This window comes from Pseudomonas sp. DWP3-1-2, from assembly GCF_049896285.1.
Lineage (GTDB): Bacteria > Pseudomonadota > Gammaproteobacteria > Pseudomonadales > Pseudomonadaceae > Aquipseudomonas.
Genome location: NZ_JAFCTZ010000001.1, coordinates 714,242 through 728,514, shown reverse-complemented (window position 1 = coordinate 728,514; position 14,273 = coordinate 714,242). Strand labels below are relative to the sequence as shown.

14 protein-coding genes are annotated in these 14,273 nt (G+C 58.4%); 7 read left to right on the top strand and 7 right to left on the bottom strand.

Going from position 1 to position 14,273, the window contains the following annotated elements; translation table 11 throughout:
- Window positions 1–69: 69 nt before the first annotated feature.
- Window positions 70–1,557 carry an aldehyde dehydrogenase family protein gene (locus ACP7B0_RS03470; protein WP_426139514.1) on the bottom strand — a complete coding sequence of 496 codons (1,488 nt, stop codon included), beginning with the start codon at window positions 1,555–1,557 and terminating at the stop codon, window positions 70–72.
- Window positions 1,558–1,818: 261 nt separating this feature from the next.
- Between ACP7B0_RS03470 and ACP7B0_RS03465 the strand changes: the two genes are divergently transcribed.
- From ACP7B0_RS03465 to ACP7B0_RS03455, 3 genes are all read left to right on the top strand, one after another.
- Window positions 1,819–2,988 (top strand): p-hydroxyphenylacetate 3-hydroxylase oxygenase component, encoded by a 1,170-nt coding sequence (locus tag ACP7B0_RS03465; RefSeq protein WP_426139513.1) that lies wholly within the window; start codon window positions 1,819–1,821, stop codon window positions 2,986–2,988.
- A 68-nt stretch (window positions 2,989–3,056) separates the two neighbouring features.
- Complete coding sequence (locus ACP7B0_RS03460; protein ID WP_426139512.1) at window positions 3,057–4,013, top strand: p-hydroxyphenylacetate 3-hydroxylase reductase component; 957 nt, start codon at window positions 3,057–3,059, stop codon at window positions 4,011–4,013.
- Window positions 4,014–4,165: 152 nt separating this feature from the next.
- On the top strand, window positions 4,166–5,071 hold the full coding sequence (locus ACP7B0_RS03455) for a methyl-accepting chemotaxis protein (protein WP_426139511.1): 906 nt from the start codon (window positions 4,166–4,168) through the stop codon (window positions 5,069–5,071).
- A 39-nt stretch (window positions 5,072–5,110) separates the two neighbouring features.
- On the opposite strand, the gene ACP7B0_RS03450 is transcribed toward ACP7B0_RS03455, so the two are convergent.
- On the bottom strand, window positions 5,111–6,439 hold the full coding sequence (locus ACP7B0_RS03450; protein WP_426139510.1) for a hypothetical protein: 1,329 nt from the start codon (window positions 6,437–6,439) through the stop codon (window positions 5,111–5,113).
- Between the two features lie 304 nt (window positions 6,440–6,743).
- Here ACP7B0_RS03450 and ACP7B0_RS03445 point away from each other — a divergent pair, with 304 nt between their 5' ends.
- The 4 genes from ACP7B0_RS03445 (at window position 6,744) to ACP7B0_RS03430 (ending at window position 10,728) form a co-directional block, all read left to right on the top strand.
- A complete protein-coding gene (locus tag ACP7B0_RS03445; protein WP_426139509.1) occupies window positions 6,744–8,243 on the top strand; it encodes an APC family permease in 1,500 nt (499 codons plus the stop codon).
- The gene (locus ACP7B0_RS03440; RefSeq protein WP_426140051.1) at window positions 8,224–8,808 is read left to right on the top strand and encodes a DUF3156 family protein; all 585 of its coding nucleotides are present in this window, start codon (window positions 8,224–8,226) and stop codon (window positions 8,806–8,808) included. Before ACP7B0_RS03445 ends, ACP7B0_RS03440 begins: the two co-directional genes overlap by 20 nt.
- Window positions 8,809–8,922: 114 nt before the next feature.
- A complete protein-coding gene (gene feaR, locus ACP7B0_RS03435; RefSeq protein WP_426139508.1) occupies window positions 8,923–9,885 on the top strand; it encodes a transcriptional regulator FeaR in 963 nt (320 codons plus the stop codon).
- Between the two features lie 174 nt (window positions 9,886–10,059).
- Window positions 10,060–10,728: a TetR/AcrR family transcriptional regulator gene (locus tag ACP7B0_RS03430; RefSeq protein ID WP_426139507.1), complete on the top strand. Its 669-nt coding sequence runs from the start codon at window positions 10,060–10,062 to the stop codon at window positions 10,726–10,728.
- On the opposite strand, the gene ACP7B0_RS03425 is transcribed toward ACP7B0_RS03430, so the two are convergent.
- The 5 genes from ACP7B0_RS03425 to ACP7B0_RS03405 all read right to left on the bottom strand — a co-directional run bounded on the left by ACP7B0_RS03425 (window position 10,708) and on the right by ACP7B0_RS03405 (window position 14,247).
- On the bottom strand, window positions 10,708–11,475 hold the full coding sequence (locus ACP7B0_RS03425) for an SDR family oxidoreductase (protein ID WP_426139506.1): 768 nt from the start codon (window positions 11,473–11,475) through the stop codon (window positions 10,708–10,710). The genes ACP7B0_RS03430 and ACP7B0_RS03425 overlap by 21 nt on opposite strands.
- On the bottom strand, window positions 11,468–12,268 hold the full coding sequence (locus tag ACP7B0_RS03420; RefSeq protein ID WP_426139505.1) for an SDR family NAD(P)-dependent oxidoreductase: 801 nt from the start codon (window positions 12,266–12,268) through the stop codon (window positions 11,468–11,470). Before ACP7B0_RS03420 ends, ACP7B0_RS03425 begins: the two co-directional genes overlap by 8 nt.
- Window positions 12,261–13,082 carry a molybdenum cofactor biosynthesis F family protein gene (locus ACP7B0_RS03415; protein WP_426139504.1) on the bottom strand — a complete coding sequence of 274 codons (822 nt, stop codon included), beginning with the start codon at window positions 13,080–13,082 and terminating at the stop codon, window positions 12,261–12,263. Before ACP7B0_RS03415 ends, ACP7B0_RS03420 begins: the two co-directional genes overlap by 8 nt.
- Before the next feature lie 85 nt (window positions 13,083–13,167).
- Complete coding sequence (locus ACP7B0_RS03410) at window positions 13,168–13,827, bottom strand: helix-turn-helix transcriptional regulator (protein WP_426139503.1); 660 nt, start codon at window positions 13,825–13,827, stop codon at window positions 13,168–13,170.
- Window positions 13,828–13,881: 54 nt separating this feature from the next.
- Complete coding sequence (locus ACP7B0_RS03405) at window positions 13,882–14,247, bottom strand: cupin domain-containing protein (RefSeq protein WP_426139502.1); 366 nt, start codon at window positions 14,245–14,247, stop codon at window positions 13,882–13,884.
- Window positions 14,248–14,273 lie beyond the last annotated feature (26 nt).

Genomic DNA, 14,273 nt, shown 5'->3' with positions numbered 1-14,273 from the left:
ATTGTCAAGTTAATTAAGTTTGTTAACGATTCAATGGATCCATTAGTGAGCTGATAGCCTTTTGGCTGATCAGTAACGGATCATCACTGACTTCAGTTCCGTGTAGTCGTCGATAAAGGCACTGCCAAACTCGCGGCCCACCCCCGACGACTTGTTGCCACCGAATGGCACCGCCGGATCAAGCATTGTGTGCATGTTCACCCACACCGTGCCGGCGTTGATGGCCGGCACCATGCGTAATGCCTTGCTCAGGTCGTTGGTCCAGAGGCTGGCGCTCAGGCCATAAGGTGTGTTGTTCATCAACTCCAGCAGCTCTTCTTCGGTGTCGTAAGGGAAGAAGGTGGCTATCGGGCCGAAGGTTTCTTCGTTAAGCAGCGTGTCATCAATGCTGTTGGCGAGGATGACCGTGGGTTCGACATAACAACCGGGTCGGTCGATCAGGTTGCCGCCGTGGATGATGGTGTTGTTTTCCGCACGGGCCTTGGCGAAAAAGCCTTCGAGCTTGTGTTGGTGCTGGCGATTGGTGACCGGGCCGAATTCGGTGAGTTCGTCCAGTGGCGAGCCAATGTTCAGTTTGCTCAGGCGCTGGGCGAGTTTGTCCATGATCGGCTCGATCTGCGAGCGATGGGCGAAGAAACGTTCGGCGGCGGCGCAGATCTGGCCTGAATGCAGGAAACCGGCTTCGATGATGCCGTTGACCGCTTTGTCCAGATCCACATCGCGCAGGAAGCCTGCGGAGTTCTTGCCGCCCAGCTCCAGGGTGGCCCGGGTCAATCCGGCGCCCATGGCAGTCTGGCCGACGGCAATGCCGGTCGGCACGGAGCCAGTGAACGAAACCTTGTCGGTCCCGGGGTGCTCGATCAGGCCTTTGCCAACCAGCCCGCCGCCAGTCAATACGTTCAGGGCGCCTGCCGGGAGACCGGCTTCAATGGCCAGTTCGGCGATCCGCAGGATGGTCAGTGGGGTGAACTCGCTGGGTTTGATGATGATGCTGCAGCCGGTCGCCAGCGCCGAGGCGAGTTTCCAGATGGCGATCATCGTCGAGAAGTTCCACGGCACGATGCCAACCACGACCCCTACCGGTTCGCGCAGGGTGAAAGCGGTATAGCGCTCGCCCGCGAAGGAAGGCAACGACGGCGTGATGGTCTGGCCACTGATTTTGGTCGCCCAGCCGGCGTAATAACGCAAGAAATGGGCGGCCTGATCGACTTCGAAGGCCCGGGAGAGCTGGATGATCTTGCCCGACTGGCAGGTTTCGATCTGCGCCAGTTCTTCCCGGTTTTGCTCCAGCAGGTCGGCCAGTTTCAGCAGTACGTTGCCCCGCGTCGCCGGTGCGACCCGGGACCAATGGGTGAAGCCGCTTCGGGCGGACGCCACCGCTGAGTCGATGTCGGTCGAATCGGCGTCGGCCACTTGGGCGATGACCTTGCCGGTGGCGGGGTTGATCACCTCCAGCGTCTGGCCGGAATGGCTCTGGACGTGGCCACCGTCGATAAACAGTGCGTGGCTTCGGCGCAGGAATGCTTCAACGTGAGGCAGCAGTGCGATATCGCTCATGGGTTTTCCTGATTGCGAACAAGAGAAAAGCCCGAGGTTAATCAACGGTGGCTATACCGACTTGACTGTGGCTGCCGGGTGTCATGTCTGTGACTGCCAGATCAATTGCAGGAGGCGTTGGCATGGTCTGTGAAAAGTACAATCTTGGCTTTGTAAGGTGCATTTTCCAGCCGGAACCCTCGCCGCATACTGGCCCTGCATCCGGCGCCGCTCCTCGATTCTCAAGGGCGACCGGAATTCCAATAATAAGCAGGGCCGTCCATGAAAAAGCCAAACCCGCTCCTTGAAGACCTCAAGTCCATTTTGCCGACCATCGCTGCCAATGCCGTTGAGGCAGAGCAAAACCGCAAGGTCCCCGACGAGAACATTGCGTTGCTCAAAAGCATCGGCATGCACCGTGCTTTCCAGCCCAGGAAGTTCGGCGGCATGGAAATATCACTGCCTCAATTTGCCGATTGCATTGCCTTGCTCGCGGGCTCCTGTGCCAGCACGGCATGGGCCATGAGCCTGCTCTGTACCCACAGCCATCAATTGGCGATGTTCTCGGCCAGATTGCAGCAGGAAGTATGGGGCACTGACCCAGACGCCACTGCCAGCAGCAGCATCGCGCCGTTCGGCCGCACGCAAGAGACCGAAGGCGGCGTGTTGTTCAGCGGTGAAATGGGCTGGAGCAGCGGTTGCGATCACGCCGAGTGGGCGATTGTCGGTTTCCGCCGCAAAAACGCCGAGGGCACCCAGGACTATTGCTTCGCGGTTCTGCCTCGCAGCGACTATCAGATCCGTGACGACTGGTTTGCGGCTGGCATGAAGGGCAGCGGCACCAAGACCTTGATCATCGACAACGTGCGGGTGCCCGAACACCGGATCCAGAAAGCCAAGGACATGATGGAAGGCAAGTCCGCAGGTTTCGGCCTGTACCCGGACAGCAAGATATTCTACTCGCCGTACCGTCCCTACTTTGCCAGCGGCTTCTCCACCGTGAGCCTGGGCGTGGCCGAGCGGATGCTTGAGGTCTTCCGCGAGAAAACCAAAACCCGCGTGCGCGCTTATACCGGTGCAGCGGTTGGTGCAGCGACCCCGGCGTTGATGCGCCTTGCCGAGTCGACGCATCAGGTGGCGGCCGCCCGCGCCTTTCTCGAAAAGACCTGGCAGGAGCACGCCGAGCACAGTGAGCAGCAGCGCTATCCGAGCCGTGAAACCCTGGCGTTCTGGCGCACTAACCAGGCTTACGCGACCAAGATGTGCATTCAGGCGGTGGATCGTCTGTTTGAGGCCGCTGGCGGCAATGCATGGTTCGAGCACAACGAAATGCAGCGTCTGTTCCGCGATTCGCACATGACCGGTGCCCACGCCTATACCGACTACGACGTGTGCGCGCAGATCCTCGGCCGTGAACTGATGGGCCTGGAACCCGATCCGAGCATGATTTAAGCCAGACCGTCACAAAAACCCCATAACAACAATCAGGACTGCTCCCGGAAGCAGTTCAGGAGTCTTGCATGTCTCAGAACAGCGCTTGCGCAACCACTGAAACGACCTTCGACCCCCGGGCGTTTCGCCGGGCATTGGGTAATTTTGCCACCGGAGTGACGGTGGTCACTGCCGCCACCGCCTCTGGGCGCAAGGTCGGCGTCACGGCCAACAGCTTCAACTCCGTGTCCCTCGATCCGCCGCTGGTGCTCTGGAGCATCGACAAACGGTCCAACAGCCACGAGGTGTTCGAGCAGGCCAGTCATTTTGCGGTCAACGTACTGGCGGCGGACCAGATCGACCTCTCCAACAATTTCGCCCGTCCCAAGGAGGATCGCTTCGCCGAGATCGAATTCGAATCGGGTCAGGGAGGCTCACCGGTTTTCGCCGATTGTTCGGCGCGTTTTCACTGCGAGAAATACCAGCAGGTAGACGGTGGTGATCACTGGATCATGATCGGAAAGGTCGTGGCCTTCGACGATTTCGGCCGCTCACCGTTGCTCTATCACCAAGGGGCCTACTCCATGGTCCTGCCGCACACCCGCATGACCAAACGCGACGAAAGCCAGCCGCCGAGCAGTCATTTTCAGGGGCGTCTCAGCCATAACCTGTACTACCTGATGACCCAGGCGGTGCGGGCTTATCAGTCCAGTTACCAGCCGCGGCAATTGTCCACCGGGCTGCGTACCAGCGAGGCGCGAATGCTGATGGTGCTAGAGAGCGACGCCGGTTTGAGCGTGAACGATCTATTGCGGGAGGTTGCGATGCCCGTCCGGGAAATCGACGAGGCCGTGGCCAATCTCAAGCGCAAAGGGCTGGTAAATGACGATGACAGCCGCGTGCGCCTGACTGCTGCCGGTATCGAGCAGACCGAAGACTTGTGGGCGATTGCCCGGGAGCAGCAGGACAAGGTGTTCGCTGATTTCAGCCCGGAACAGATTGACACCTTTAAAGCGGTGTTAAAGCAACTGATCAGCCGTTGCTGATAGCCCATCCATTGTTGACGGCGCCGGTCGGGCAGGGCGCCGTTTTGACGCATGGCAGCCAGGGGCAAGCGAGGTAGCAGCCTGGTACAAGCAATTGCTGTCCGCTTGCAATCAGATCCTGTGTTTCGATTCGATGAACAAAGGACAGGCTGATGTTCTTCAAGAAACACACACAGCAGCAAGCACGCCTTGAAGCTTTGCAACTGGAGCGGTTCACACAGGAAAAAGCCCAATGGGCGCAGCAGTCATTGCTGGCCGCAGAGTTGGCGCAAGACCAGGCCGCGCGGCTGGAGCGCAGCGAACAAACGCTTGAAACGCTTCGCCAGCAATTGGAACAGGCTCGGCATCGCGAACAACACCTTGAAGACGAGTTGGCCCAACACGCTTTGCGGGCCCGTCAACATCAGCAAGAGGCGCAGATATGGGAACTCTTGCAGTCAACGCTCACCGAAGGCTGCTGGGACATCACCGTGGTCAACGGCGACGTCCAGGACCCGGCCAGTAGCATGCGGTTTTCCAATCAGTTTCGCCTGCTGATGGGCTATACCTCCCACGAATTGCCCGACGGCTGGGATGCTCAGGTCAGCATCACGCATCCGGATGATCTGCCAAAAATCATGGCGGTCTTCGAGCAGGAAATTCTCAGGACCCAAGGCAGTGGCGAGTACGTGTTTGAATACCGGATGCGCCACAAGACCCGTGACTATATCTGGTGCCGCGAAAGGGGGCGTGCTGTGCGCGATCAGTCGGGGCGTCTGACGCGAGTGATCGGCGCGGTACGCGACATCAGCGATGAGCGATCGGCCAAGGCGACCCATCATCAAATGCTTGAGCAAAATCAGGCGACCTATGGCCAGATTGCGACAGTGGTCGGTGTCATCAAAGGCATCGCCGACCAGACCAATCTTTTGGCCTTGAACGCTGCGATCGAAGCGGCTAGAGCGGGAGAGGTGGGGCGCGGCTTTTCAGTGGTGGCCGATGAAGTGCGCAAACTGGCGGAAAACACCCGCCAGGCCACTCATCAGATTCAGACGATGTTGCATCAACATAAACAGTAAACCTGTTCAGGAGCTGCATCCGGCAGCTCCTGAAGAAGATCAGAAGGGGACGGCCACGGTCAACTGACTGTAGACGTTGGTGCCATTGCCACCCACCTGATTACCGCCGTCGCTTTCATCTTTTTTCGGTTTGTACAGCCCCACCAGTGGGGTGACTATTAGGTGTTCGTTCACCGCCCATTCGGCATACAGATCCAGTTCCTGGCCGTCAAGATTCAAGGCACCGCTCTTGTGCAGGGTCTTGTAGTCGAAAAACAGCACACCAAGGGTCACGGGCTCCAGCGGTCTGGCCTTGAGTGCCACATGCTGGATCCCGGTGTTGCTGTTGAACGGGCCCGCGTAATTGCTGGCCACTTCACCCTGAAACCACGTGCCATAGCCACGGTTGAAACCGTTGAACATCGAATCCCAGTCCTTCGAATAGCGGCTGTAACGGTACGTCAGGTCCGGTGACCAGGGCAGGTCGGCAAAGGTATAGCCGGCTTCGGTGTACCAGGCCTTTTCCGGGCCCGCGTCCTTGTCTTGCCAGGCATACTCGAAGGAAAAATGGGCGTTCTCTATGCCGCCGTTGCCAGCGCCCCGCAGGCTATAGATGTTCATGCCTTCACGTTGCTTCTGGAAATCGCTGGCAAAACGGTCATCGACGCTGATGCCGTGGATATAGGTCAGCCCCAGGGTGCCGGGGGTCGTGGTGTATTCCAGGGTGCCGGCGGCCATCTCGGTCTTGGCCTGGGTGCGGTTGTCCGACTTGATCCACATCAGGCTGCCGTGAATGCCTTCCTTGCCGCCCAGACGCAGGACGGCCGTCTCGTCGAAGGCGTGGCGCGCCGCCAGATAATAGGTGCCGCCACGGTTGAATTCACCGTCCGCTACACCCTTGCCCAGGTTCAGGCCGTCATCGTTGATGATGAAACCGTCACCGAGGGTAATGATCTGGCGACCGAACGACACGTCCACGCCATCTTTGCCAAGTACCGGGAATAAATCGCCGGAACGCCAGCCGGCGAAGGCTTCATCGAATTTTGTGGTGCGTTCCGTTCCGTCGGTCAGGCCCGCCGCATCGCCATCGCCCCAGGTGCCGGAACTGACCAGATTGGCCGTGCCGTAGACGCTGCCCAAGCCGCCCAGTGTTTGTTCGACACTCAAGCCATACTTGATAAAACCTTCGCGCCAACTGGACCCTCCCTTGGTGCCGTCATAGTTCTTGCGACTGTTGAACATCCCGTAAACCGCCAGGAAGTTGCCCGTGATTCGGGTGTCGTTATCGGCATATAGCTCGTAGGCCTGGGCCGATGAGTCGGCGATCAGAAGCGCGATACCCAGGCCGACCGCCTTGGGCAGCGATTGTGTTTTCAGCGTGTGCTCCATGGTTGTATTCCCCCGTTTTTATTGGACAGCTCGATAGGTCGAACCCCTATTAGGGCGATCGGGGCGGGGGAAAGCTTTCTCCTGCGTGCCAGATAATTGATCCTGTCAGCCACGCACCTAACCTTGGCAGGGAGCAACAAAACCGGCGGCAGGCATGGGCAAGACGATCAGGGTGGGAGGGGCGCAAAGTGGTTCTGCACAGGGCGCCGTTTCGATTGTGGACTGGCTGGGGAAGGCGTTATCGCCAGCGCCTTGAACGGCTCGATTCATCCATTAAAAAAATCCGTTTTAGAGGATCCGCACTATGTCGATCAATGACAGGCTCACCGAGCATTTGAACCGGGGCACGATCGGTTTCCCTACAGCACTTGCCAGCACCGTCGGCCTGATCATGGCCAGCCCGGTGATACTCACCGCCACCATGGGCTTTGGCATCGGCGGCAGTGCCTTCGCAGTGGCCATGCTGATCGCCGTGCTGATGATGCTGGCCCAGGCGACCACCTTCGCCGAGGCCGCGTCCATCCTGCCGACCACCGGCTCGGTCTATGACTACATCAATTGCGGCATGGGTCGTTTCTTCGCCATTACCGGCACATTGTCGGCCTACCTGATTGTCCATGTGTTCGCCGGTACTGCGGAAACCATTCTTTCCGGCGTGATGGCGCTGGTGAACTTCGAGCACCTCAACACGCTGGCTGAATCCGCCGGTGGTTCGTGGTTGCTAGGGGTGGGATTCGTCATTGTGTTCGGGATACTTAATATCTTCGGCGTCAGTGCGTTCGGCCGGGCCGAGGTCATCCTGACCTTTGGCATGTGGACGACGTTGATGGTGTTTGGCGTGCTGGGTCTGATCGCTGCACCGGCGGTGCCACTGGAGGGCTGGTTCGGTGAGTCGCTGGTGGGCACAGACTTGATCACGATTTTATCGCTGGTGGGCATGGCGATGTTCATGTTTGTCGGCTGCGAGTTCGTCACGCCCTTGGCACCGGATCTGCGCCAGTCGGCCAAGGTCATGCCCAAGGCGATGATTCTGGGGTTGCTCAGCGTGGCGACATGCATGTTCATCTACGGTGCAGCAATGAAACGTCAGGTGGAAAACGTGTTGCTGGATGCCGCCAGCGGTGTGCACCTGCTTGATACACCCATGGCGATCCCCAGGTTCGCCCAGCAGGTAATGGGGGATATCGGTCCGGTATGGCTGGGCATTGGCTTTCTGTTTGCCGGGGCTGCGACCATCAATACGCTGATGGCCGGGGTGCCACGGATTCTGTACGGCATGGCGGTCGACGGCGCGTTGCCCAAGGTCTTCACGTACCTGCACCCGCGCTTCAAGACGCCGTTGCTGTGCATTCTGGTAGTGATGCTGATCCCTTGCCTGCATGCGTTGTATCTGGGCGGCAACGCCGACAACATCATGCCCCTGGTGCTGGCCGCTGTATGCGCCTGGAGTTTCGCTTATCTGCTGGTGACGCTGTCAGTGGTGATCCTGCGCATCCGCCGCCCGGATCTGCCCCGCGCCTATCGCTCGCCGTTTTTCCCGCTGCCGCAGATTCTCTCCAGCGTCGGCATCTTGCTGGGCATGTGGTTTATCACGCCGCCCGGCATGAATCCTGCGGACATCTACATACCGTTCGGCGTGATGCTCGGATGCACAGCCGCGTATGCGCTGTTCTGGACGACGGTGGTGCAGAAGGTCAATCCATTCAAGCCGGCTTCGGTGGAAGAGGTGCTGGCCAAGGAGTTTTCCCATGAGCCTGGCAACAATCACAACGGTTATCTCGACCATGCTGCAAAAACTGTCTGAGTTATTCAGTGCCCGACGTGCTCCGGTCGGTTACAGACCGGGGGTAACGCTTGAGTACCTGCGGCGTAACCTCGGCCTGGCGAGCTTTACGGCCACCGGCCCCGCCAGGGCCGTGCTTTTTCTGGAAGAAATCGACCTTGCGGTCGAAATCGTCGAGCGCACTGAATCGCAGTTGCTGATGCACCTGGTCATGACCGAGTTCTCGATCAAGGTGCCTGCCTCAGAGGAGGGCAGTGCTCGCTTCGACCTGCACCACAGCGGGTCGATCCGGCGCACCGGGCTGACGTTTCGGCAACGGGCCGGGGAAATTGCTTTGCTGGCCAGGCTCCGGGCCCGACTGCAGGAAGACAAAGCGTTGCATCAATCGCTGATGGCGCTGGATTTCAAGCGCTTGCACATCGAGTTGAACGACCACGAATGGCACGTGCGACTTGAGCATATGGGCGGTAGCGAGGTGGTCAACCGGATGCCCGCCTTTCGTCGTTACATCGTGTTTAGCGATTCGCAGCGTTTAGAGCTGCTCAGCGTCCTGGCGGGTTTTCAGCGGGCGTTGCGCGGGTTCTGATCTCATATTTGGCATCATTAGTGCTTCTACAGTGGGCATCAAGTACTTGTTGTGTGCATATAGATAACATGTTAACTATTGCCCGACAAAAACAAGAACCATTGTGGAGATGCCATGAGCACTTATCAGTCTGCGCACCATGGGTTGGAAAACTGGACTCGGGATCTGCGAGCAGCATGTGGTCATTTCGACACTGAACTGGCCTACAACCGTTCGCTCTTTATCGGCGAACTTTCCAACCTGTCTCGGGGCGGTCTGTTGCTGGCAAACCTGCGGACCAATGCGGGGGTGATCAAGCGTGACCGGTCCAATGCTGATTACGACAATGACCAGCATTGCTTTTTGGTCAGCCAACGCAGCGGTTATTGTCAGATCACCCAGAACGGCCAGGCCGTTCAGTTAGCCCCGGGCGATATATTGCTCATGGACTCGACAGGTTCGATCGAGATGCGCCCGTTTGGACTGATCGAACATGCCTCCCTGTCACTCTCACGCAACGAAGTGTGCAAGCAGCTGGGAAGCAGGTCGAACATTTTCGGCAAGATTTCTTCCAGCAAGGCCTGTGGCCGGATGCTCCATGTGTTGATGGACCAACTGTGTCGGGAAGGGCTGGATGGCCAGGACTCCATTGTCGAGGGCCAGGCAATGCAATCGGCTTTTGTCTCGTTACTGGGTTCGGCCTTCGAAACGGATGATGCGCGGGGTGAAAGTACCCCGGCCTTGCAGGGCAACAATCTGCGCAACTATGTGCAGAAAGTTATCGATGAGTCCCTGACGCAACCGGGCCTGAGTCCCGTGGGCCTGGCCAGTCGTTTGAACATCTCGGTTCGCCATTTGTATCGTTTGTTTGAAGAGCAGGACGACAGTGTTTGCCGCTACATCCAGCGTGCAAGGCTCAAACGCAGTGCTGACGACTTGATTAATCCGTTCCTGAAGAGTGAGTCGATCACCTCAATCGCCTACAAGTGGGGCTTTACCGATTCCGCTCACTTCAGTCGATCATTCAAAAAGCAATTTGAACTGTCACCCAAGGATTTTCGGGCTCTTCACCTGCAACAGGCAGTGGGTGCCGCGTAGATCGCCCGAACCCTTTTGCCCATCACGGCATTTGAGGCGCTGTCAATAACGTTAATCTATTAATGAGTTGACGTCGAACAAGGTCCTGAATAAGCTCGCCAGGCTTCCTGCCTTTCGGTAGGGAGCTTGTTGGGTATCGGAGTCAGTCATGCGTTTTTCAGTCCGCGGTACGCCATGACAAAACCACTTACGCCTTCGGCCGCCAACATTTGTGCAGTCGCCGTCGAGCATTTTGCTGATCATGGTTACGACGCTTCTTCCCTGAACGAAATCGCAGTCGGGGCGGGCATGCGCAAGGCTTCGCTTTATGCGCATTTCAGCAGTAAGGATCAATTGTTCGAGACAGTGTTCACTATCGCGCTCGAGCATGAGCATCAGTACGTCTCGGCGTGTTTTGAAGAGGAGCGCATGCACCCAGGCGTGCCCGGACAGTCGCACCTTGAACGTTTGATTGGGCGTTATGAGGCGTCGGCGCACTTGCGATTTCTTTTGCGCACGGCCTACTTCCCTCCGGCGGAGATCCGGACCGTCATTACGGCCGGATTCGAGGCTTACCTGGCGCAGATTCGCCAGTATTTCCAACGCGCTGCGCAGCACCGATATGAATGGGCGGCGGCACGACCGGAGCAACTTGAGGTGTTCTGCGACGCGTATCTGGGTATCGTCGACAGCCTGCACGTGGAGCTTATCTATGCAACGCCCCAGGCTTACGCCAAACGCGTTGCAGCCTTGTCACGCGTCTTCAGCGATTCACTGTCAATGCTCTCAGGCGCAAGCCGGGGCGGAGTGCCTGGGATTATGCAATCGGGCACCGGTTCGCAGCTACACTTCGGGCAACGTTGATCCACCATCAACCACGACCGTCTGGCCCGTGATGTAAGCGGCCAGATCGGACGCCAGAAACAGCATGGCCCCGGCAATATCGTTTGCTGTACCGAGTCGTCCCAACGGCACTCGACTTGCAATGTCGCCGTTGACCTGGTCGTCCCCCAGATTGTCCATGGCTGGCGTGGCAATCATTCCTGGCTCGACTCCATTGACACGCACACGGTGGCTGGCCAGTTCCAGAGCGGCATTACGAATAAAACCGTTGACGCCGGCCTTCGACGCCGCGTAATGGCTAAGCCCCGGATAGGCTACGCGGGGCCCCGTAACTGACGAAGTGACCAACACACAGCCACCGCCCTGGCGTTGAAACATCGGCAAGGCTGCCTGGGTCAACCAAAACAGTGCGCAGAGGTTCACGGCCAGCGTGCGATCGAGAATGGAAGAGGTTATCTCGGCGAAGGGCGTCAACGGAAAGTAGCCAGCATTGTGAATCACAATATCCAGACGGCTCCAGTTTCGTTCTATCCCCTGAACCAATGCGAACACCGCTGTGGCATCGGCCAGATCAATGTCCATGGCCTCGACCTGGCAGGCTCGTGTAATCAGGTCTGCGGCAAGTGTTCGGGCTTGAGTCAGGCGCAGGTCGGCGATCATCACTCGGGCTCCGCGCAACGCGAAAGCTTCGACGATTGCCCGGCCGATTCCCTGCGCACCACCGGTGACCAGTACCGTTTTCCCCGTGAAATCAAAGTCTTCAGGCATGCGCGGTCTCCATGTGAGCGTAGGCCAGGGTCGGCACATCGACGATGCTGGAACCGCCGTCGGCGACTACGATAGCGCCGGTGATGATCGAGGCGTCGGGGCTTGCCAGAAAGCGACAAACCTTCGCGATTTCTTCGGCGCTGGCAGGTCGGCGCAACGGTACGTCGGCGCAAACCCGGTCATAGGCTTGCTGGAGCGTATCGCCATAAAAACGCATCAGGGGCCGCATTTCTTCGTCTGCCATCGGGGTGATGACCCACCCCGGACACACAGTGTTCACGCGCACGCCGTGGGGCCCGTAGTCCCTGGCCAGGGAGCGGTTGAGCCCGAGCAACGCGTGCTTGGCGGTCGTGTATCCGCAGACTTCGGGGCCGGCGGCCAACGACGCTATGGAGCCGATCAGCACGATGTTGCCGGCACGTTCGATCAGCAGCGGCAGGCAAGCCCTGGCACTGTAGAAAGCGCTGTCCAGATTGCTGCGCAACGAGGCTTCCCAGGTTTGAGGACTGGTCTGGGTGGCGTTGCCTATGCCACGACCGCCGGCACAGGCCAGCAACACATCGAGTCGCCCGTAGCGCTCAAAAATCTGTGTAACGAAACCTTTCCAGGTGTCTGGGCAGGCTGCATCGCCGACCAGAATCAGGCCGCCGGTTTTCCGGGCTATTTGCTCCAAAGGCTCGGGACGACGGCCGATCAACACGAGGTTGGCGCCCTCGGCGGCGTACAGTCGTGCGCAGGCGGCACCGATGCCCGTTCCGGCACCCGTGATGACGACGGTGCGTGAATCAGGCATCGGGATACTCCGTGCGGTTGAGGACCTGGCAGTAAGAACTGACCGGAAAGTTCGACAGCGTCTCAAAGGACGCCCCGGCATAACCGAAGATCTTGCCGTCACTGCGGTGCTGCCGCAGGTCGATCAAGACCAGGCCCAGGGTCGGAATGATCTTTTCACGCCAGACGAACAGATACAGTTGATCGGCGATCTTGTAATAGTGGCAGCGGTCGGTGTCGCATAGGCCTTGCTCGACGCCCTTGAGGCATTGCCAGGAATAGAACTGATCGTTGAGATAGATGTGTTCGTAGACTTCGCTGGGGCTATAGCGATACAGGTTGCGCAACCCGGTCAGCTCATGGGTCGGCGCGTGGGGGCATTGGCCTGCCTGCCACGGGCGATCAAGGCTGCCATGCAGGAAATCCACGTCAACTGAAGTCAGAGGTTTGCCAGCCAGTGCACGACTGTATAGCCCTTCCTGTGTTTGCGCCTGGGTCGGCATGCGTCCAGTCACGGCAGTGAAAGATGACGTCGTGGTATCCATCACCAGGCTCACCGACAAAACCTGTCCGGCTTCGTATTTAATGAAATCGACCAGATACAAACCGGGGCGAACGGAGGTGGCTCTGTAGGTCGCAGTCCCGCTGGAGTGGCCATCGGTGGCGCTCCAATTCAGAGACTCAGCCTCAAAACGATGCTCGATCTGCCAGCCGTTGGCGAAGTACAGCATGAAGGTCTTGCCATCAAGTTCAGCCAGGTTGGGCAGGATAAATGCCTCAGGGGCGAAACCGTCGGCGAGGGCGCCTACAGTGATCCAGTCAGAGGGTGTAGTCATCGCATGGCTCCAGGTGCGTGAAGTAACAACCTGAATCATGCCTATCGTAGGGTGGGTGGCCTATCAACCAGATGGTTGATGCGTTTTAGAGAAACAGCGTGCCAACCAGCTCGGTTCGGCTGGTCACGCCCGTCTTGCGGAACAGGTTGATCAAGTGGGTTTTGATGGTGGGCAGGCCGACGTCCAGTTCTCGGGCCAACTGCTTATTACTGGCTCCCTGGCGCAACAACAACGCGATCTGGCGTTCCTTGGGTGTCAGGCCATTCAACGAGTCATCACAGGGCTGCATGTTGGCGACAGCCATCTGCAGCAATGATTGCAAGGCATTGAGTTGAGCCAATTGATCGGTGGTGAACGTGCCTTGATCCGCCGTGCGCAGTAACGAGATTGCTGCTTGAGGCTGCCCGGCGCGATGGGCGACGACCTCCACCACATCGACCACCCCGTAACGTCGCAGGAAATCTCGATAGCGGCGACTGTCGTGCGCAGGCTGTTGGGCCATGGCGAAGCCCAGCGGCACTACGGCCAGCCCGCTGGAGTGGCAATTGCGCGGTTGCAATGGGTCGAATTGGCGGTAGTTGTCCAGATAGTCACGATGCATTTCACCGCTCATGCAGTGCAACCGGAAGTCATGCGCTTGCAATTGTCGGTCGACACAGTAGAACGCTGCCTGACTGGCGGGAACGACTTGAGTAAAAGCCTGCAGGCAATGGCCCGCAATTTCCTGAGCCGGGATGGCGTACATGGTCAGTCACCTTTGCCCAAAAAGCTGCCAGTGGGTGCCGGCAGCCGAGACCGATCAGACGACGGCGAAATAGTGCTTCACAAAGCTTTCGCTGACCACTTCCCAGAGCACAGGCGTGCCCTTGGTCACGAACCAGCTGTCACCCACCTTGTAGCGAGTACTTTGGCCGGTGGACTCGTCGGTCAGAACCACCTCGCCAGTGACCACGGTGGCTTGTTCGGCGAACGGATAAACCATGCGGAACTTCCCTTGGGTGGCGCCGAAATAAGCACTGCTGACTGGATCAGTGGGGGCGCCAAACGTCATTTTTCCAAAGGCCTTGACTTCACCTTCGAGGATTTCGGAGCCGAGGTCAGCGACAGTGCCCCATGCATCGAGTTCGGACAGTTGGATGTCTTTCTTGAGGGTGGTAACGGGCATGGCAGTTCTCCTGTGAATGAAAAGGT